At 44.6% G+C, this 19402-nt stretch carries 22 protein-coding genes; 8 read left to right on the forward strand and 14 right to left on the reverse strand.

The annotated features are described in order from the left end of the window. Positions 1-23 precede the first annotated feature (23 nt). The 3 genes from AB2J24_RS13180 to AB2J24_RS13190 are packed head-to-tail and all read left to right on the forward strand — an operon-like array spanning position 24 to position 3848. Positions 24-2381, forward strand: a complete 2358-nt coding sequence (locus AB2J24_RS13180; RefSeq protein ID WP_367385791.1) for a PIG-L family deacetylase — start codon at positions 24-26, stop codon at positions 2379-2381. Between the two features lie 43 nt (positions 2382-2424). Further along, a complete protein-coding gene (locus AB2J24_RS13185) occupies positions 2425-3255 on the forward strand; it encodes a DMT family transporter (RefSeq protein WP_367385792.1) in 831 nt (276 codons plus the stop codon). After that, the gene (locus AB2J24_RS13190; RefSeq protein ID WP_367385793.1) at positions 3252-3848 is read left to right on the forward strand and encodes a glutathione S-transferase N-terminal domain-containing protein; all 597 of its coding nucleotides are present in this window, start codon (positions 3252-3254) and stop codon (positions 3846-3848) included. The genes AB2J24_RS13185 and AB2J24_RS13190 overlap by 4 nt, the downstream gene beginning before the upstream one ends. A gap of 24 nt (positions 3849-3872) precedes the next feature. Here AB2J24_RS13190 and AB2J24_RS13195 read toward each other — a convergent pair whose 3' ends face one another. Continuing rightward, positions 3873-4415 (reverse strand): hypothetical protein, encoded by a 543-nt coding sequence (locus AB2J24_RS13195; RefSeq protein WP_367385794.1) that lies wholly within the window; start codon positions 4413-4415, stop codon positions 3873-3875. A 131-nt stretch (positions 4416-4546) separates the two neighbouring features. Here AB2J24_RS13195 and AB2J24_RS13200 point away from each other — a divergent pair, with 131 nt between their 5' ends. Both AB2J24_RS13200 and nagB read left to right on the forward strand, forming a co-directional pair. Next, positions 4547-5296, forward strand: a complete 750-nt coding sequence (locus AB2J24_RS13200) for a class I SAM-dependent methyltransferase (protein ID WP_367385795.1) — start codon at positions 4547-4549, stop codon at positions 5294-5296. Positions 5297-5340: 44 nt separating this feature from the next. After that, a complete protein-coding gene (gene nagB / locus AB2J24_RS13205; protein ID WP_367385796.1) occupies positions 5341-6123 on the forward strand; it encodes a glucosamine-6-phosphate deaminase in 783 nt (260 codons plus the stop codon). Between the two features lie 95 nt (positions 6124-6218). On the opposite strand, the gene AB2J24_RS13210 is transcribed toward nagB, so the two are convergent. Both AB2J24_RS13210 and pncA read right to left on the reverse strand, forming a co-directional pair. Next, positions 6219-7331, reverse strand: coding sequence for an S-(hydroxymethyl)glutathione dehydrogenase/class III alcohol dehydrogenase (locus AB2J24_RS13210; protein WP_367385797.1), 1113 nt, complete (start codon positions 7329-7331; stop codon positions 6219-6221). A 109-nt stretch (positions 7332-7440) separates the two neighbouring features. Then, on the reverse strand, positions 7441-8046 hold the full coding sequence (pncA, locus tag AB2J24_RS13215) for a bifunctional nicotinamidase/pyrazinamidase (protein ID WP_367385798.1): 606 nt from the start codon (positions 8044-8046) through the stop codon (positions 7441-7443). Positions 8047-8338: 292 nt separating this feature from the next. Here pncA and AB2J24_RS13220 point away from each other — a divergent pair, with 292 nt between their 5' ends. Beyond that, entirely contained in the window at positions 8339-8524 is a 186-nt protein-coding gene (locus AB2J24_RS13220; protein WP_162652040.1) for a hypothetical protein, read from the forward strand. On the opposite strand, the gene AB2J24_RS13225 is transcribed toward AB2J24_RS13220, so the two are convergent. The 7 genes from AB2J24_RS13225 to AB2J24_RS13255 all read right to left on the reverse strand — a co-directional run bounded on the left by AB2J24_RS13225 (position 8525) and on the right by AB2J24_RS13255 (position 13710). Beyond that, entirely contained in the window at positions 8525-8722 is a 198-nt protein-coding gene (locus tag AB2J24_RS13225; RefSeq protein WP_162652039.1) for a hypothetical protein, read from the reverse strand. 20 nt (positions 8723-8742) lie between these two features. Next, positions 8743-9384: an acyl-homoserine-lactone synthase gene (locus AB2J24_RS13230; protein WP_367385799.1), complete on the reverse strand. Its 642-nt coding sequence runs from the start codon at positions 9382-9384 to the stop codon at positions 8743-8745. Between the two features lie 83 nt (positions 9385-9467). Continuing rightward, complete coding sequence (locus AB2J24_RS13235; RefSeq protein ID WP_367385800.1) at positions 9468-10202, reverse strand: LuxR family transcriptional regulator; 735 nt, start codon at positions 10200-10202, stop codon at positions 9468-9470. 179 nt (positions 10203-10381) lie between these two features. Then, positions 10382-11071 (reverse strand): ABC transporter ATP-binding protein, encoded by a 690-nt coding sequence (locus AB2J24_RS13240; protein WP_367385801.1) that lies wholly within the window; start codon positions 11069-11071, stop codon positions 10382-10384. Next, positions 11068-11820, reverse strand: a complete 753-nt coding sequence (locus AB2J24_RS13245; protein ID WP_367385802.1) for an ABC transporter ATP-binding protein — start codon at positions 11818-11820, stop codon at positions 11068-11070. The genes AB2J24_RS13240 and AB2J24_RS13245 overlap by 4 nt, the downstream gene beginning before the upstream one ends. Further along, positions 11813-12790: a branched-chain amino acid ABC transporter permease gene (locus tag AB2J24_RS13250; RefSeq protein WP_367385803.1), complete on the reverse strand. Its 978-nt coding sequence runs from the start codon at positions 12788-12790 to the stop codon at positions 11813-11815. Before AB2J24_RS13250 ends, AB2J24_RS13245 begins: the two co-directional genes overlap by 8 nt. Beyond that, positions 12790-13710 carry a branched-chain amino acid ABC transporter permease gene (locus AB2J24_RS13255; RefSeq protein WP_367385804.1) on the reverse strand — a complete coding sequence of 307 codons (921 nt, stop codon included), beginning with the start codon at positions 13708-13710 and terminating at the stop codon, positions 12790-12792. Before AB2J24_RS13255 ends, AB2J24_RS13250 begins: the two co-directional genes overlap by 1 nt. 141 nt (positions 13711-13851) lie before the next feature. On the opposite strand from AB2J24_RS13255, the gene AB2J24_RS13260 reads away from it, so the two are divergent. Then, positions 13852-14799 carry a Gfo/Idh/MocA family protein gene (locus AB2J24_RS13260; RefSeq protein WP_367385805.1) on the forward strand — a complete coding sequence of 316 codons (948 nt, stop codon included), beginning with the start codon at positions 13852-13854 and terminating at the stop codon, positions 14797-14799. On the opposite strand, the gene AB2J24_RS13265 is transcribed toward AB2J24_RS13260, so the two are convergent. After that, the gene (locus tag AB2J24_RS13265) at positions 14796-14966 is read right to left on the reverse strand and encodes a hypothetical protein (protein ID WP_174244213.1); all 171 of its coding nucleotides are present in this window, start codon (positions 14964-14966) and stop codon (positions 14796-14798) included. The two genes, AB2J24_RS13260 and AB2J24_RS13265, sit on opposite strands and share 4 nt — an antisense overlap. After that, on the reverse strand, positions 14963-15427 hold the full coding sequence (locus AB2J24_RS13270; protein WP_420883654.1) for a group III truncated hemoglobin: 465 nt from the start codon (positions 15425-15427) through the stop codon (positions 14963-14965). Before AB2J24_RS13270 ends, AB2J24_RS13265 begins: the two co-directional genes overlap by 4 nt. Positions 15428-15514: 87 nt before the next feature. Here AB2J24_RS13270 and AB2J24_RS13275 point away from each other — a divergent pair, with 87 nt between their 5' ends. After that, entirely contained in the window at positions 15515-15910 is a 396-nt protein-coding gene (locus tag AB2J24_RS13275; RefSeq protein ID WP_162652031.1) for an RrF2 family transcriptional regulator, read from the forward strand. An 18-nt stretch (positions 15911-15928) separates the two neighbouring features. Here AB2J24_RS13275 and AB2J24_RS13280 read toward each other — a convergent pair whose 3' ends face one another. Beyond that, positions 15929-18301 (reverse strand): aldehyde dehydrogenase family protein, encoded by a 2373-nt coding sequence (locus tag AB2J24_RS13280; RefSeq protein WP_367385806.1) that lies wholly within the window; start codon positions 18299-18301, stop codon positions 15929-15931. A gap of 28 nt (positions 18302-18329) precedes the next feature. Then, positions 18330-19325, reverse strand: coding sequence for a deoxyribose-phosphate aldolase (gene deoC, locus AB2J24_RS13285; protein ID WP_162652029.1), 996 nt, complete (start codon positions 19323-19325; stop codon positions 18330-18332). Positions 19326-19402: the final 77 nt, after the last annotated feature.

A 19402-nucleotide genomic window follows, 5' to 3' on the forward strand; every position in this document is an offset into this window, starting at 1 on the left:
TGGCCATTTAATTTGGAGATAAGATGCCTCTCACGGATCAAGAACGTATTGTTAATGAAAAGAAAACGCCTCATTTGTTGCAGCTATGGCGCTCCTTAACACCGTTACAAACCATAGTTTCATTTATGAATACTGGTGCCCATCCAGATGATGAGACATCAGCTATGCTGGCGGCTATGGCTTTCCGTGATGGTATTGACATCAGTTATGCTTGTTCAACCAGGGGTGAGGGTGGTCAGAACGATATTGGAACGGAAACGGGCCAAGCTTTGGGAGTGTTGCGTACAGCTGAAATGGAGCGAGCATGTGACATTCTCAATCTGCGTATGTATTGGCATTCTCAAACTCCGGATGACAGTATATTTGACTTCGGGTTTTCCAAATCTGGTATCGAGACGTTAGGAAAATGGGATAAGAAGCGCACCTTGAAACGGTTTGTTGAGATTATCCGCACCGAACGTCCGGATATCATATGTCCAACATTCCTTGATATTCCAGGTCAACATGGCCATCACAGAGCAATGACTGAAGCTGCGCATTTGGTTATGGATTTAGCAGCTGACCCAAATTATGATGAATGCGACTTAGAGCCTTGGCAAGTGAAGAAAATGTATCTTCCTGCCTGGTCGGGAGCAGGGCAGGCTTATGATGATGATCTGCCACCACCTCCTGCGACTTTAACGATCTCAGGAGATGGAATTGAGGCGGGTAGCGGTTGGAGTTACCATCGCATTGGACAACAATCGCGCGCATTTCATCGCACACAGGCTATGGGAAGGTGGGTGCCATCGGGAGAGGAGCACCATTTTCCGTTGCACCTAGCGGATAGTCGGCTCGATGGCCCTGATGTTGTGCTCGAATCCGGCCTGGCAAAAACTTTGGCCGATGTTAATGTTCCAGAAATTTCAACGATTTTAAAGAAGGCTCAGGCGCAAATGGATGCGGCTAGGGCTTCTTTTCCCGATAATGTGAAGATTTTAAAACATGCCAACTCTGCGCTGGAAAGTGTACGAGAGGCCATTAAATTCTGTCCAGAAAATGCTAAAGCTGATGTTCTGCATAAATTGGTTCGCAAGGAAACACAGCTTTCTAATCTTATTCGTGTTGCAGCAAGGGTGGAGGTCATTGGTCGAACAGATTTAGATGTGTTGCGTCCTGGTGAAGCAACGCCCTTGACAATTGAGATTAGAAAGGGCCGATCAGATCAAGTTGTTGTCTCCCCGGAACTTCCAGATGACTGGAGTTATATAGATGGGCAAATATCAATAGATGATCGCGCCGATGTTAGCGACCCTTATCCCTCTATTTACCTTCCAGATACGCCGACAGTCCCTTGTTTAAACGTTGAGGTGACGGTTTATGGCGTTACTTCTTGTTCACGGGTTCAGCTGGAAGTTCAACCAAATGTTATTCCGTTAAAATCCGCTATCATGACCCCTGTTACACAGATTATTAATGTGAACGCAAACAGACGTCAGATAGATGTTGCTGTGGACGGCGTTATGAATGACGCTGAGCGAACAAACTTAATTGTTCCAGATGGTTGGGTGGCAAATGCAACGAATATGGGTTTTGAAGTAACTGCACCAGATAATGTAGATGTAGGGCTCTATGAATTATCTCTGACCGTGAGTGATGTTCCTGCGCAAAGTGTGACAGAAATTAATTATCCTCATGTTGCTCCCAGGGCATTAGCACAGCCTGCGAAGGTTAAAGTATTAGTGATTGATACAAAATTATCTAATTCACGCATTGGTTATGTCGGGGGAGGTAATGACCGCGTAGATTATTGGTTGGCGCAGATGGGCCTTAATGTAACACCGCTTGCCGATACAGATCTGCAAAGTGATCAAACGCTTGCGACGTATGATTCAATTGTTATTGGCATATTTGCAATGAAGTTTCGCGATGGTCTTCTTGAGCAAATGCCACGGCTTCATAAATGGTGTGAAAATGGCGGAAACTTAGTGACGTTATATCATCGACCGTGGGATAACTGGAACCCGGATGCGGTACCACCTAAGTACCTTAAAATAGGGCAACCATCCTTGCGGTGGCGTGTGACGGATGAGAATGCAGAGGTAGAAATTCTGCAGCCAGAACATTCGATTTTTAACTTACCGAATATAATTTCCAGTAATGATTGGGAGGGATGGCACAAAGAACGCGGCTTGTATTTTGCAATGGACTGGGATGCATCTTACACACCCTTGCTATCAATGCATGATCCCGATGAACAGGCCCTTTTGGGGTCAATGCTGACCGCCAAAATTAATAAGGGCCGTCATACTCATACATCGCTAATTTTGCACCATCAGATGGAAAAGCTAACGCCTGGTGCTTTTAACATTATGGCCAACCTGATTTATAATGATGGTTGAAAAACCTAGAAATTTTCTAGGTGGCGTGTGGTTGCTTGCTGATATGAGTCTCAATATTTGGGCGCTGACAATCGTCAAGTCTGTGGGGCTTGAATATACTGCATGGCAGATTGTTTTTCTTCGCGCCATTATCGGGTTCTTTATGATGATTCCTTGGATTTTACGTCAGCCAAGTGCATTTAAGGACATTCAGCACCTGCAACTTCATGCATTGAGAGTAGGACTGTCTGCATTAACTTTGACGACCAGTTTTTTCGCAATCGCACGCATACCATTTGCATTGTTTACCGCCATTAATTTTACACGGCCGCTGGTTTTAATGGTCATGGCTGCATTTATTTTGCGAGAAACCATTTCCTCAAGACAATGGATTGCGGCTGTCATCGGGTTGATCGGTGTAATCATCGCCCTCGAGCCTGGCGAACTGGTCCTAACTTGGGGGCTTCCTGCTTTATTCCTGACCGTAATATTTGGTACGTCTGCCATCATTGTCACACGTAAATTGTCGGGCGCGCCAACGGTTGTGATGATGACATTTTACACGGCCGGCTTATCAATATTAACCCTTCCATTTGCGCTCTGGTCATGGGTGCCAATGCAACTAAATGACTGGCCAATTTTGCTAGCCATAGGCTTATTTGCCCAATCTGCGCAGTTCTGTTTCTTAAAAGCACACAAATGGGGCGAAGCAGGATTTCTAGCTCTGTTAAGTTATTCAAGCCTACTTCTAAGTACAAGTGTCGGCTATTTTGTATTTGACGAAATTCCTCAATTGGGCTTTGTATTTGGTGCAGTACTTATTGTTGGAGCAACGCTTTGGGCAACTTTATCAGCACGTCGTAAATCAATTAATTTGGAGAAGACTAAATTATGAAAACTAAACAAGTTCAACCAACGCTATATGGTGGGCCGACGTCGCCATTTGCTCGTATGACCAAAATATATGGAGAGGTACTTGGGGCTAATTTTACCTATGAACAAATTGATATTTATAGTGCAGAGTTTATAGATCAATTTAACCCACTGCGCCAAATTCCAACAATGTTTGCCGACGATATGGCCATTTTTGATAGTAGAACCATATTTGAATATTTTGAAAACTCGACTGGTCATAAAACTAACAAAACAGATTTTCAGCAGGCTACCCGAATTTCTTTGGCGCTGGGAATGACAGATGCCTGCCTTCAATATCGTATGGAAATGATGTTACCAGAGGATGAACGGAATGTCGCTCGAATTTCGAAACTTAAAGCCCGTATGGGACGTTGCGTTGAACATTTGGAAGCGTGGGCTGATTTGATTACCGAGGGTGAAATCAGATTAGAGCAAATTGTGATTGCGTGCGCTCTTGAATATCTTGACTTTAGATACACAAGCGATTGGCGTCGGGATTGTACAGCGCTCGATGCTTGGGTGCAGGTATTCTCAGAACGAACTGATATGCAACAGACGAGGCCTGTGGGGTGATAACCGAACCCTAAAATGTTCGATCTAAAATGCTGGCAGATCCTTCGGAGAACGTTTCATATCTTCAAAATTTTCCATGGTAAAATCAACAGCGCTGCCAGTTGTCCAATCATAGAGATCGCGCTTAACCTTTGTTAGAGGACCAAGATAAACATGCAGCGCATGGCTATGTGTATCTCCAATGGCGGTCACTGCATGCAGAGCGTCAGCATCAATCGACAAGATTTCACCACTATCCACGATCGCTGTTTTGACGTGTTTTAGTACGCCATCATTTTGCTCGAACATGATGTTCTTTTCTTGACCTGATACAACACCAATATGAACTTCCATCTTGTGCTCGTGTGGTGGCATGACAAATTCCGGATTAAATCGGCAAGACCATATCGAAACCGTGTCGTCCTCAAATAGAAGAATTTCATCTTCATGTTGCTCAGGTAGGCCAGACTTTTGCAATTCTTCGCTTGCTAATGTGGATACAAGTTCTTCGCGAACTGATATTGTTGGCGTTTGAGAACTGGCAGCAACACGCATTTTTTCTACAAAGCCCGAGTAACTAAATGGCATATGGGGGAGCACCTTTCAAAACAAACTGTATAACAAAATAATAACATAATAAGCTTGATATGAATATGGCATTTGAGATTGTAAGCGAGTAAATAGATACGCGAGAATTATGTTTGTCTGGAGGTATCGCTTTGACCAATGTCACATCTACAGGTCTTTACTCAGATCCGGAACTTGCGCAATTTTATGAAGTTAATGATCACAATCGGCAAGATTATGATGTGATTTGTAGATTAGCTATGGGTTCGAAGACGATTTTGGATTTAGGTTGCGGGACTGGCGTCTTATCTGCACGACTTGCCAAGAGCGCTAATGTTGTAGCGGTTGATCCAGCTGGTGCGATGCTTGATATCGGACAAGAGAGATATAATGAGTTAGATATCGAGTGGGTTGAAGGTGATGCTCGCAACGTACGTTTGGATCGCAAGTTTGATCTTATTGTTTTAAGTGGGCATGCATTTCAGTGCTTTTTAACAAAGACAGATCAACAAGAAGTACTAAATACGATTTCCGCGCATCTAGCCATTGAAGGTAGGTTCGTGTTTGATAGCAGAAACCCATATTTCCCACACAGTAAAGAGCGCACAAAAGATCAAACATATCGTAGATTTAATCACAGCAAATTTGGTGAGGTCGAGGCTTGGAATGAATCTAATTACGATGAGAAATCCGGTATTTTGACCTATTCAAATAGTTATAAATTACCTGGCACTGGTGAGACTAAATCCGCTGAGGAACAGATAAAATATTCACCAAAACCAGAGCTTATCGAATTAGTGAATAAGGCAGGGCTTGATGTGGTCGAGTGTTTTGGAGCGTGGGATGAGACACCGTTTATGGAAACCTCGCGAGAAATAATTTTCATTGGAAAGTTGCAATAAAAATGCGAGTTAATGACAAAATTTTAGGCGAATAGGAATTTTACATGAAAGTTTTAATATTTGATACACCCGAAGAGGCTGTGAAACGCACTGCACGAATGATTACTGATCAAGTTCAGGTAAAGCCAGCTAGCGTTCTTGGGCTTGCAACGGGTGGTACGATGCCTCCAGTATATGAGCAGCTTTCGAACGAATATAAAAATGGTACGGTTAGCTTTGCCAACGCGACAAGCTTCAATCTTGACGAGTATGTCGGGCTGTCGCCGACACATCCATGTTCATACCATGAGTTTATGAGACAAGAACTGTTTTCTAAAACTGATTTCAATCCTGCCAATACGTTCTTGCCAAGAGGAGATGCTCCAGTTCCTAATAGCGAGGCAGACCGTTATGAAACCCTGATTAAAGAAAAAGGGCCTATCGACCTCCAGCTTCTTGGAATCGGTAGTAATGGCCATATTGGCTTTAACGAACCAACCTCTAGCCTGGCCTCACGCACGAGGGTTAAAACATTGACTGCGTCAACACGAGATGCAAACAAGCAATTTTTCGCGGATGGTGAGACACCACCTAACCATGCGATTACGACTGGTATTGGGACTATTTTCGATAGTAAGACGATCGTATTGTTGGCGTTGGGTGAAAAGAAGGCAGATGCTGTGGCAGGTATGGCCGAAGGTCCGATGGGAGCACATAATCCTGCATCGGCGTTACAAATGCATCCATCGGTTACTGTGATTTTAGATCAAGCAGCGTCCGCCAAATTGAAGTTGAGAGAATATTACTTCTTGGCGCATCCTGATGGCGAAGAGCCAGAATATCGTTAGGGATAATTGAGTATCTGTATAAGGTGAACGCAATTGAGCTGTAGTCTGCCTCCACATTTTGTGGGGCAGGTTACAGTTTTCACTTCTGCCTCAAATCAAAACTCGACAACTGCACGAATACTTTTTCCTTCATGCATAAGATCAAAGCCATGATTGATCTCATCTAATGTTAATTTGTGCGTGATCATTGGATCGATTTCAATTTTCCCATCCATATACCAGTCAACGATTTTTGGTACATCCGTACGTCCGGAGGCTCCACCAAATGCGGTACCGCGCCAGCTGCGGCCCGTTACAAGCTGGAATGGGCGAGTTGATATTTCTGCGCCAGCAGGTGCAACACCAATGATAATACTTTCGCCCCAGCCTTTATGTGCTGCTTCAAGCGCATCGCGCATGACCTTCACGTTGCCCGTTGCGTCAAATGTATAATCTGCGCCACCCTTGGTAAGCTCCACGAGGTGAGCAACCAGATCGCCTTCAATTTTTGATGGGTTTACAAAATCGGTCATACCAAAATGTGTTGCCATTTCGACTTTGCCTTCATTGATATCAACACCAACAATCTGATCAGCTCCAGCGAGCTTGAGTCCCTGAATAACATTAAGGCCAATGCCACCTAAACCGAAGACAATGCCTCGTGAACCCAGCTCAACTTTGGCAGTGTTGATCACCGCGCCGATGCCTGTTGTTACACCGCAGCCAATGTAGCAAATCTTATCAAATGGTGCATCTTTGCGAACTTTCGCCAGCGCTATTTCAGGTACAACAGTGTGGTTGGCAAATGTTGAGCAGCCCATATAGTGGTGGATTGGCGTGCCATCCATCATAGAAAAGCGAGTGGAGCCATCAGGTAAGAGGCCTTGGCCTTGTGTGGAGCGGATGGCCTGGCAAAGATTGGTTTTTGGGTTTAGGCAATATTCGCATTCGCGACATTCGGGCGTATAAAGCGGGATAACATGATCTCCAACTTCAAGACCAGTAACGCCTTCGCCAACTTCGATAACAATACCAGCGCCTTCATGGCCCAAAATTGCAGGAAAGATGCCTTCGGGATCAGCCCCGGAGCGTGTGAACTCATCAGTGTGACATAGCCCTGTCGCTTTGATTTCTACCAGCACTTCGCCAGCGCGTGGCGCATCAAGCATAACATCCATAACCTCAAGCGGTTTTCCGGCGGCGACGGCTACAGCAGCACGAGTTTTCATAGGGCTTCCTCCAAATAAGTTTATTCGTTATCTTATGTTTATCATTGAGATTGGATAATCGTCCAGTTGATTAATTGAGGGTGAAGAATTGGGATTTGAGTCTTCAGCCTCAAATCAAATTGACATTATTTTCACGCATCAGCTTTTGAGCTGCGGTAAGAGAGCCATCTAAATCAATACCTCGGCATAAAGATTGGTCAACATTCATTTTAAATCCAAGTTTGGCACCATCAACTGCCGAATAGTTTACGCAAAAGTCTGTTGCCAGGCCAACTATCGTCAGTATTTCGACACCTCGTGTGCGCAGGTAACCTTCAAGGCCCGTAGGTGTTTCGTGATCATTCTCAAAAAAAGCAGAATAGCTGTCAATTTGCTTTCGAAACCCCTTACGTACAATCATGTGTGCTTGGTCTACGTCGAGGTCGGAATGAAATTGTGCGCCGTTACTTCCCTGAACGCAATGATCAGGCCATAAGACTTGCGGACCGTAAGGCATATCAATCATGGAAAATGGCTCTTTTCCACCGTGGGATGAGGCGAATGACGAATGGCCTGTTGGGTGCCAGTCCTGTGTTAAAATAATTGTTTGGTATGCAGGCATTAGAGTGTTGATGCCTTTGATGATTTTGTCACCCTCATCTACCGCAAGTGCACCGCCGGGGCAAAAATCATTTTGAACATCGATGACAATCAGGGCTTCAGATTGAGGTTTCATAATTTATCTCACTCAAATGGTTAGGTGCGTTGATCGCTATAATTTGGAACCATTATCTAACGAAATTTCAAATTTATGTCGATGAAATTATGCCTATCTGCATATTGCCGTTAGTTATCCAGAGTGCAGAAAATGAGTTCATTGAGCTTGTTCAATCAGGCCTAACATCGAAGGTATTAAATAAGTAAGTAATATCAATGGAGTAAAGAGAATACAATCTATAATTGCTTTGACTTGCTTCTCTATTCTACCGTACTGTCTTAGTAATATTCCATGCAAAATGGAGTGGTTGATGATTGATGAATATGTAACTTGCTCACCTGAGTTGGGTGTAAAAGTTATTCAAGCCATGCGGGACAAAGATGTCCCGGCACTTGTTGATGCTCTGGAAGAGTATTTTCGTCTTAATGAGATCGAATTATCAGAAGAACTTGTGCTTCATTTGAGTTCCTATCGGCGGATGAAACACCTTAACTAACTAACCTGAAGCAGAAAGCAGCGCGCTGGCCTCTTGCTCGCCTAGGCGTTCGTAAATTTGGGCGGATAACATAGCTGCAAGAAATGAAATCATTTCGTCTTTTTGCTCAGTTGCATCTGAATGTATGGTTTCTGCCATATTGTGCCAATGCTTTAGCATTGCGATATCACTTGTTGGTTTTTGCAATTTATTTTTCATGCGAAATCCCGCCTTCGTTTCTATGCTGCTATTCGCGTGTTTGGTGAAAGAACTGATTGATAAATTGAACCTGCTTTGGCGAGCTGATCTATCATGGATTGGTTGGTCTCAAATAAGCCCGCATAGGCCTTGACCTTTCCGATCTTCTGCGGCGTTCCGATGATTGTTGACGTGCATTTTGCCGAGCGAAAAATTCTGGCCATTCTCGCATCATAGACAGACACGATAAAATCTATACCTACTTTCATACCAACCTCGGTAAGACCAAGCAGCAATTCAAATGTAATGTGATTGACGAGTTTTTTATTGAAATTCTCACCTTCTTGCATCACGTCCGGGTTGATCGAAAAACGTGAACTTTCCCAAATAAGCGGGCTTTCAATAACCTCGTCGTCATCTAGAAGACAATTGAACACATCGCGCAACATATTTGGTCCCGTTGTTCGCAGGAGGCGAACGGATCCATAAAACTGCTTCATGTCATCATCTGTGGAGATAAGGTATAGAGGGTCTGCGTCGTCAAATTGATCGATTTCAAGGTCATTTACAACATTCACATCCCAGCCGAGACGTTCGCTAAAGACGCGTGCTCTGGTTCTGTACATATCTTCCACAAGCTGCGGAAATTGATCGAGGTTTGATTGTTCAACAATAGTAATCATGATCGCTCCAATTCGTTTGATCAAATTATTGTAGAAAAATCATGGATGTGAATACGGTAAATTTACCGGGTTACTGTTTCTGATTACCAACTACGGGTAAGCTGATTGGTATATATGGCATTCGCTACGGCTTGTGCAACTGTGTTCGCCTTTAGCTTGTATCTGGCGGTTTCCAGATAGAAACGCACTGTCCGCTCTGAAAGGTCTAGTATGTCGGCGATTTCGGACGCTGTTTTTCCTGCAGAAACCCATTTCAGACATTCAATCTCGCGTTTGGCTAACAAAACAGTCTCCCGCTCGACACCGCGAATGCGTAAGTAAGTTTCAAAAGCTTCAAAACTATAAAGCTGTAGAAGGCGCAAATACCCATTCAAAAAGCTGTCCCATTCCCAGTCTTTCATGTCGCTGTTTATTGAAAAAAGAGCACGTTCTGCATTGCGACCTTTAACAGAAAATGTGATGCCTTGCCGACCGATGCCAAATTCTCTAGCTTCGCCAAACATACGTTTGACTTTTCGTCCAGAGGTCGGAATATCTCTCCAATCTATGGGTATCATGGAGTTAAACCCCATAGAGAGCACAGGATCGATATTCGCGAAATTTTCGTCAACATAGTGCTGTATCCACTCGCCGGAATATGTCACTGCAAGACTAGGCGCCTCATCCGCGCGGCCGGTTATTCCAACACAAAACAATGCCACATGACTCAAGTTATAAAATCGTGCCAAAGATCTGAATTCATTGACCAATTCTACATCGGATTTAGCTCTAGCCAGAGGTCCGAGGAAATCTTCAATTGTGCCATCCAGCTCAGCCATGTTGTAACGTCAATCATATGAGCTTGTGCTCATTTCACTATTATTGACGTCAGTAAGTATAACAATTTTCAATAGTAAACAATACTTAAAATTGTATCTACAAAAATAGCTATTTAAAGTTGTGTTTGATTGCAAAGAAAAGTTCAACTGAGTTTTAACTGCAACACAAAAGCACGGTGTTAAACACCGAGATATCGTTTTGATACATTTTCATTAATATCGCTCGGGTTTCCCGCCCAGACATTTGCTCCTCGTTCGAGGATTACACAATGATCAGAAATTCGGATGAGCTCTTTTAATGTTTTATCGATGACCAATATCGAAATGCCTTGACGTTTGAGCTCTCCTATGGCTGTCCAAATCTCCTGCCTGATAGTTGGAGCTAAACCTTCGGTGGCCTCGTCTAGAATTAGAAGATAAGGATTTGTCATTAAGGCGCGTGCGATCACCAGCATTTGTTGCTCTCCGCCTGAAAGTGTAGATGAGAGTTGAGAGGTTCTCTCTCCAAGACGTGGAAACAAGTGATGAATAGACTTCTCATTCCAAGGCCCGTTAGTGGATGCGGCATGAAGGTTTTCTGACACTGTGAGATTACCAAACGCTCGTCGTCCTTCGGGTACAAGACCCAGTCCACACCGAGCTATCTTGTAGGAAGGTTGCCCCAAAAGCTCCTGATTTTGAAATTTGATGCTACCTTTTGTGGTTTTCATCATTCCAAATATGGATTTAACAACGGTCGACTTCCCCATACCGTTTCGGCCCATCAAAGATACGACTTGTCCTTCGTTGATGGAAAGATTAACGCCAAAGAGAGCTTGGCTTGCGCCATACCAAGTTTGTAGATTTCGTACATCAAGAAGAAGAGTCATCGATCATCATCCCCCAAATAAGCTTTGCGAACCTCAGCATTATTCTGGATGGTATCCTTATCTCCGGTCGCGATGATTTTGCCAGAAACAAGCACCGAAATTCGATCTGCAAGCGCAAAAACTGCATCCATATCGTGTTCAACAAGAAAAATTGGAGCTTTATGCTTCAGTTTAGACAGCAAAGCGATCATGCCCTGCACACCCTCAATGCCCAAACCGGCCATGGGTTCATCCAGTAAGAATGCTTTTGGTTCCAGAGCCAAAGCAACGGCAAGTTCTAACCGTCTGCGTTCACCGTGACTTAGGGTTGAGGTTTGCACATTTTGTCGGTCCAGAAGATCGAGCTCAGTGAGATAACTTCGCGCAAGTTCAACATGACTTTCATCCTTCATAAACGGTGTAAAAAAGCTGAACGTTCCCCCAGCATTTCCCTGTACCGATAGCAAGACGTTCTCAAGTGCAGTAAAATTGGTGATGGCAGATGAGATCTGAAAACTTCGCGCAAGCCCAGCTTTCGCTCGCTCTGAAGGTTTAAGCTGGTTTACATCTTCATTGCAGAGATGAATGCTTCCAGCATCAGGTTTAAGTGTTCCGCAAATTTGCCCGATCAGAGTTGATTTTCCAGCCCCGTTCGGTCCAATTAGAGCATGAATTTCGCCCTCACGTAGTTCGATATTAAGATTGTCGCTTGCAACAATGGCTCCAAATTTCTTAGTGAGATTTCTGATTGAGATAACAGGATTAGACATCAGTTCTTCTCCGCGCAAGCAGCCCAACGATACCGCCACGTGCATAAAGGACGACAATCAGCAAAAGAACTCCGAGCCAAAACTGCCAATTCTCAGTCAGGCCACCCAAAATTTGTTCCAATATGATGAAGAGCGCAGCGCCAACTAAAGGACCGTAGAGGCGCGCGACGCCACCCAAAATTACAAAGATCATAATCTCGCCGGATGTATGCCAACTCAACACAGATGGGCTAACAAAACGGTTGAGATCGGTGTAGAGTGCACCGGCAAGGCCGGTTATGACGCCTGAAATAATAAAGGCAATCAGCTTTATACGTTGAGGATTAATGCCGACAGAAGAGACGCGAACAGTGTTTTCTTTAGTGGCTCGTAATGCCAGTCCAAACTTCGAATTTGTAACAAGATGACTGAAATATATGGCCATCATGAGCCAGATAAAACAAATACTGAAGAAGTTTAAACCATCCATAGTGTTTAACCCGGGGAAACTTCCTCTAAGATAAACGGACAGTCCATCTTCTCCGCCATAAGTCGGCCAACTGATCGCAAAGTAGTAGATCATTTGCGCAAAGGCTAAAGTGATCATGATGAAATAGACGCCGCTTGTCCGCAGCGATAGATAGCCAATAATACACGCCACCAATCCGCAAACTATTGCTGCAATAGGCCAGATGATAAGCATTTGGGTTGTGCCTTCAAATTCAAATGGCCAGCTGAACATGGTCTCATAATTGAGGGCATGGCTTGCTAAGATGCCTGCAACATATCCACCAATACCAAAGAACGCGGCATGTCCAAGAGATACTAAGCCACCATATCCAAGCGCTAGATTTAACCCAATCCCTGTCATTGCGAGAATGGTAACTTTGGTCGCCAACGTTATGAAATAAGGTTCGTCGAATAAAGTTCCATATACAGGAACAAGCACAAGCAACAAAATACAGGCCAGGTTGACATGAAATTCCTTCATTAAACAGACCTTCCATATAATCCAGAAGGTTTGAAGATCAGAACCAGCGCCATCAGAATATAAATAAGCATAGAGGCAAGTGCGGAACCGATGGAAATAGCGGCTGCTGGATCAAGAAAACTTTTGAATATGATCGGCAGAACAAAACGTCCTAAGGTATCAGTAAGGCCTACCAGGATTGCGCCAACCAAGGCGCCCTTTATTGAGCCTATGCCTCCAATAACGATTACGACAAATGCCAGAATTAGCACTGGTTCTCCCATGCCGACTTCCACAGATTGGATGGCGCCAATAAGTGCGCCTGCTAAACCCGCCAGTGCTGCACCCAAAGCAAAGACGATGGTGTATAACTTGGAAATATCGATACCAAGTGCAGATATCATTTCTCGATCCACTTGGCCGGCTCGAATGCGAATACCCAATCGTGTTTTTGAGATGAGTAGAAATAAACCAATGGCGATCAATATGCCGATAAGGATGATAGCCAATCGATATTTTGAATAAACAATTCCCATTGGTAGTTCAAAACTTCCTGATAAAGCGGTGGGAATGTCGAGAAAAAGCGGGAACGCGCCAAACAACCAGCGTGTACCCTCAGAGAAAATCAGGATGAGAGCAAATGTCGCTAGGACTTGATCAAGATGATCTCGATCATAAAGACGGCGGATGACAACGATCTCGACAATTGCCCCTGCGATTGCAGCGGCCATGAGGCTTGCTGCCAGTCCGAACCAAAATGAACCTGTTGCACCGGCAACTGCAGCAGCAGAAAACGCACCGATCATATATAGAGATCCATGGGCAAGATTTATGAGACCCATGACACCAAAAACAAGCGTTAGACCTGCTGACATTAAAAACAACATTATGCCAAACTGAAGACCATTAAGTACTTGTTCGATAACTAAACTAACGGCCATCAACCCCAACCTCAAACACGTTTGATAAGGGGTTTACATCAGTTTAGTATGCTTTGCCAATATGCTCGTTCTTTGCCTTGTGATAACTTGTTTTTACTGCTAGATCGCAGGAATGAATTCTCTTAATATGAGGAGCTAAATATGGCTGCAAAACTCTACAATATTGCGATCGTGGGCGTGGGTGAAATTGCTCGAAATCAGCATATTCCAGCTATCTTGAAAAATGGTGACTTCAAGTTTTGTGCCGCTGTCAGCCGTCATCAGAAAGCCGATGGGGTTCCGAATTTCATATCACTTTCTGACATGCTCGAAAGTGATACTAACGTTGATGCTGTATCACTTTGTGTGCCGCCTCAGGTGCGGTTTGATATGGCTTGTGAAGCATTACTTGCCAAGAAGCATGTATTGTTGGAGAAGCCGCCAGGGATTTCTGTTGTTGAAGTCGAGCGTTTAATTGATCTTGCAAATCGTCAAGGTGTTTCATTGTTTGCAACGTGGCATTCACGTTATGCACCAGCTGTAGAAACAGCCAAACAATGGCTCTCTGATAAGAGAATTAAATCTGTGAAAATTATCTGGAAAGAGGATGTAAAACATTGGCATCCTGGTCAAAAATGGATTTGGCAGGCTGGAGGAATGGGTGTTTTTGATCCGGGCATCAATGCATTATCGATTCTAACCTACATAATGAATGTGCCATTTCATCTTCAGAAAGCAGAGCTAAAATTCCCACAAAATTGCGAGACGCCGATTGCTGCAGATATGGCGTTTACTGGTGAAAATCGACTTGAGATAGAGGCTGAATTTGATTGGCGCCAAGAGGGTGCCCAACAATGGGATATTTATGTTCAGACTGATGCTGGCAATATTCATCTTGTTGAGGGTGGTAGTCAGATGCTGATAGATGGTGCATTGCATTTTGAAGCGCCGGAAGCTGAATACCCAAATATCTATGCGCGGTTTTCGGATCTATTAAATTCAAATCAATCAGACGTTGATATTATGCCACTTAAACATGTGGCAGATGCTTTCATGTTAGGTAAACGCACCATTGTAGAGCAATTTCATGATGACCGGAGTGGGCACTAATCCACATAGAATTTCAAGGCAATCCAAAGAAATACTACACCCCAAAAACACATATTGATGAAGGAACGCATGACGCCGCCATCTTCTTCAATCGAGATGCCTAAACGTTTGAGAACCAGAGTTCCGGGTAATAAAAACCCAGCTAGCAATAATTTGAAGATACTCATTTTTCAATCCTGTCATTTGGTTTGAGTTGCCATTTAGGCGGTTGAGCAAATGGGTCTTGGTTGCGTGTAAGCCAAAGGCTGGTCGCGATGTTTTTTGCTGCACCAAATACAAGAGGTGCAGCATCCGAGTGGAATATCGAATATGCTGTGTCAGCGAAGAGAATGAGCCATTGTTTAAAATTTTCTTCCGTCAATCCATCAATCTTTTGATGAATTGGAACAGGTTGCCCTTTATATTCGCCAGACTTGAGTAACACAGATCTCCAGAACACCTTCATACGTTCAAGATGTACTGGCCAAGTATTTTGTATATTATTTGCAAAAATCGGTGCAAGAGCATCGTCTTTTTGAACACGGGCATAAAATGTTTCAACCATTTCAGAAATCTGTTCCTCTGTAATGGTTGGATGTAATGCTATTCGTGCAGATCTTGGGTGAATATGATGTGTCATTTTGCTCAATTAATCATTCATATAATTTGCATCTTTAAACTAATGTAACTTAATGTTAAAAGCAACATATAAAATGAATGATTAAATGGTGCTCTTATGCGATTAAACCAAGCAAGTGACTTTGCTCTACGAATTTTGATGTTGCTGGCAAGAGAGAAGCAACCGTTGACAGTTGAAGTCATCGCAGAAAAGCTGAACTTGGCAAAGTCTCATACTATGAAAATTGTTGCCAAATTGGTCAAAGTAGAGATTTTGCTTTCCCACCGTGGGCGACATGGTGGCATCAGTCTTGCCCTGCCACCGGAAGACATTCATGTTGGCGAAGTTGTGCGTGTCATTGAGCAGGACTTTGCGATGGTGGAATGTATGCAAGCTGGAAAGCAAACATGCCTATTCTTGCCTCAATGTAAACTCAAAGGTTTGATGCATGAGGCAAGATCGGCGTTTCTAACGGTCCTTGATAAGCAGACCCTTGCGGCGATCATGCCATAATTCCCATAAACCAGAGAATTATTCGCCGTAAGGAACCCAGACGTTTTTGATCTCAGTCGAATGACGTAAAAACTCTTCCGAGGCACCTTGCGCCTCATCGAGCCAGTCGATTGCAAGACCATTATTGACCCAAGTTCGCTTCATATTGTGAGCTGCGGCATCTTCCACAAGTTTGCACCCATTTTTGTCGCCATGATACCAAAGGCCATCAATATCGGCGTGCTCTGCAAGTGTTTTTGCAAGTACATTCCGATCGCCTGTGACGATATTCACAACACCTGCTGGCAAATCTGATGTATCGAAGACTTGATATAAATCTGTCGCAGCAAGCGGAGATATAGATGAGGGCACAATGATTACTCGGTTACCCATAGCAATTGCTGGCGCAATCATTGATGTGAAGGCCAGAAGCGGATTCTCATCGGGACATAATAGACCTAAGTTTCCAACAGCTTCACGCATAGCAAGCGCGACACCACGAATGGGGACAGAGTGCACGTTCCCGTCATATTTGTCGGCCCATGCCGCATAGGTAAAGAGGCGATCAATGGATGTCGCAACCTCTTGCGTAGCAGTTTTGGCAGTTACACCGGTCATTGAGCGAATGCGTTCTTCAAATTCTGATGCGCGTGCAGAGAGGTTTTCGCCGATATAATAAAGGATTTGCGCGCGAAGATGCCCCGTTGTTTTCGCCCAGTTTGCCGCCTTGTTTGCGGCCTCAACGGCATTTCGAATGTCTTTTCTATTACCCTCTCCAACATGGCCGATAAGTTTGCCCTTGGTGTCTAATACCTCGCGAGCATAACCGCTATCCGGTCGGGATTGCTTGCCTCCAATATAGAGCTTTGCTGTTCGATCAACCGATGCCTCTACGACACCAGTTTTCTCTTTCATATCTAAAGCTTTTATGAGCTGAAGCGACTTAAGGTAGGTGGGTTTCACATATTCGTACAGACCTTCCTTGCCTCCTTCTCGCCCAAATCCACTTTCGCGCATGCCGCCAAATCCAGCGGCAGCGTCAAGTTGGTTTGTACAGTTAACCCAAACAACGCCTGCCTTAATTTTCGGCGCCATATCCATGGCAAGATTAATGTTTTCGGTCCAAACACTCGCGGCTAATCCATAGCGCGTATTATTTGCAAGTTGGACAGCCTCCGCTGGGGTTCTAAATGTCATGGAAACAAGAACGGGTCCGAAGATTTCGTCCTGTGCTAATTTGGAAGCCGTATCAACATTGGTTAGCAATGTTGGCGGGAAGAAAAACCCTTCTTTTGGCAGCTCTCCAGACGGGCGGATGGGCTCCGCTCCGTCATCAATTCCATATTGAACAAGCGTCGTGATCTGTTCGAGCTGATTTTTGTCAATAATGGCGCCGATGTCCGTCGACTTATCCAATGGATCGCCAACGCGCAAGTTTTCAATGCGGTAACGCAACTTGTCATAGAGTTTTTGGGCAACAGGTTCGTGTACCAAAAGGCGTGAGCCTGCACAGCAAACCTGGCCTTGATTAAACCAGATAGCATCAACAATACCCTCAACAGCGCTATCGATATCTGCGTCATCAAATATAATAAAAGGAGATTTTCCGCCTAGTTCGAGCGTCAGTTTTTTGCCAGACCCTGCAATACGCGAACGGATGATACGACCAACATCAGTTGAACCAGTGAAGGCAACTTTATCAACGTCTTTATGTTCGGTGAGCGCTGCACCGATGGCACCATCGCCCATGACGATATTAACTACACCTTTTGGCAGTCCTGCCTCGGCGCATATTTGGGAAAATAGCATTGCGGTTACAGGTGTTAATTCAGCGGGTTTGAGGACAACGGTATTGCCCATTGCAAGTGCAGGGGCAATCTTCCATGCCAACATGAGAAGCGGGAAGTTCCATGGGATAACCTGACCGACCACGCCAACAGATTCCATGTTGGGAAGTTCTCGTTCCATGAGCTGTGCCCAACCCGCGTGGTGATAGAAATGACGTGCGACTAACGGTACATCAATATCACGACTTTCTCGTATCGGCTTACCGTTATCCAGTGTCTCTAGCACAGCCAGAAGGCGTGAATGTTTTTGTACAAGGCGGGCAATGGCATAAAGATATTTCGCCCGCTCATGGCCACGTAATGCAGCCCATGATTTTTGTGCTTTGCGTGCAGCTTTTACCGCCTTATCAACATCTTTTGTCGAAGCGGGCTGAACGCGCGCGAGCACTTCCCCTGTACCCGGATTAACGGTATTAAAAAAACCATCTTCGGCAACTGACAGAAGTTCGCCATCAATGAATGAACGAATTGTCCATTCTTGCTCCTCAAGCCATTTTAATGCTGGGGCTGAATCTTCTGGCGCTTTGCCATAGTCCATCGTGTCCAAAATCTCGTTGATTGTCATCTATTTATCCTAAAGCTAGTCGCTCTTATTAACCAATTGGGTGACGGAAGGAAGCCGAATACCGACCAGTAATATAATGTTCAAGCTGGCGTTCAATATCGCCAAGAAGTGAAGATGCGCCAAAGCGGAACAGTTCTGGTTCCAGCCAATTGCGACCCAACTCTTCCTTCATTAGGGTGAGATAAACCAATGAGTCTTTGGCTTTTGAAATCCCGCCAGCTGGTTTATAGCCAACCGCATAGCCCGTTCGTGCACCGTATTCGCGGATGGCACGAACCATGACGAGGCTAACAGGTAGCGTTGCATTGACGCTTTCTTTGCCTGTCGACGTTTTAATAAAATCAGCACCCGCCATCATGCAAACAAGCGACGCACGGGCAACATTTCGCAATGTGCCAAGTTCACCAGTTGCTAAAATTGCCTTAACATGTGCTTCGCCGCAGGCTTCGCGAAATTCTCGCATTTCCTGATAGAGTGCGTGCCAGTTACCTTCAAGCACATGGCGACGAGAGATCACGATGTCTATCTCGCTGGCGCCAGCTTCAACAGACATTTCAATTTCTTTGAGTTTGAGCACGTGCGGTGTCAACCCGGCAGGGAAACCTGTCGAAACGGCAGCCACTGGAATGCCTGTTCCTTCGAGCGCGTGAACGGCTGTTTCTATCATTTCATGATAAACGCAGACAGCGCCCGTAGTAATGTTACGGTTTTCCAAGCCAAGCGCTTTGATCAGATCGGCGCGAATGGGTTGTTTGGCCTTCGCGCATAGGCGGCGCACACGATTTGGCGTATCATCGCCCGACAATGTTGTGAGGTCCATACATTCCACGGCCTTGATCATCCATGCAGCTTGCCATTGTTTTTTAATGCTACGGCGTGCAGGGATGGTAGCGGCCCTGCGCTCAATAGCTGATGTATTGGCCTGCACTGCTTCAACCCAATCAAGGTCAAGATCCATACCCGCATTGCGGTCAATGACCCCTGAATTCTGCTTTAGCAAGGCATCTATGCTTTGTTGTGTCATATCATCATCTCATTCTCGCGAAAATGTGTATATCCGCATTACACTTTGTACTTTGTGGCGATCTTACTTTTGATATA

Origin of the sequence: Lentilitoribacter sp. EG35 (assembly GCF_040784015.1) — a bacterium.
GTDB lineage: Bacteria > Pseudomonadota > Alphaproteobacteria > Rhizobiales > Rhizobiaceae > Lentilitoribacter.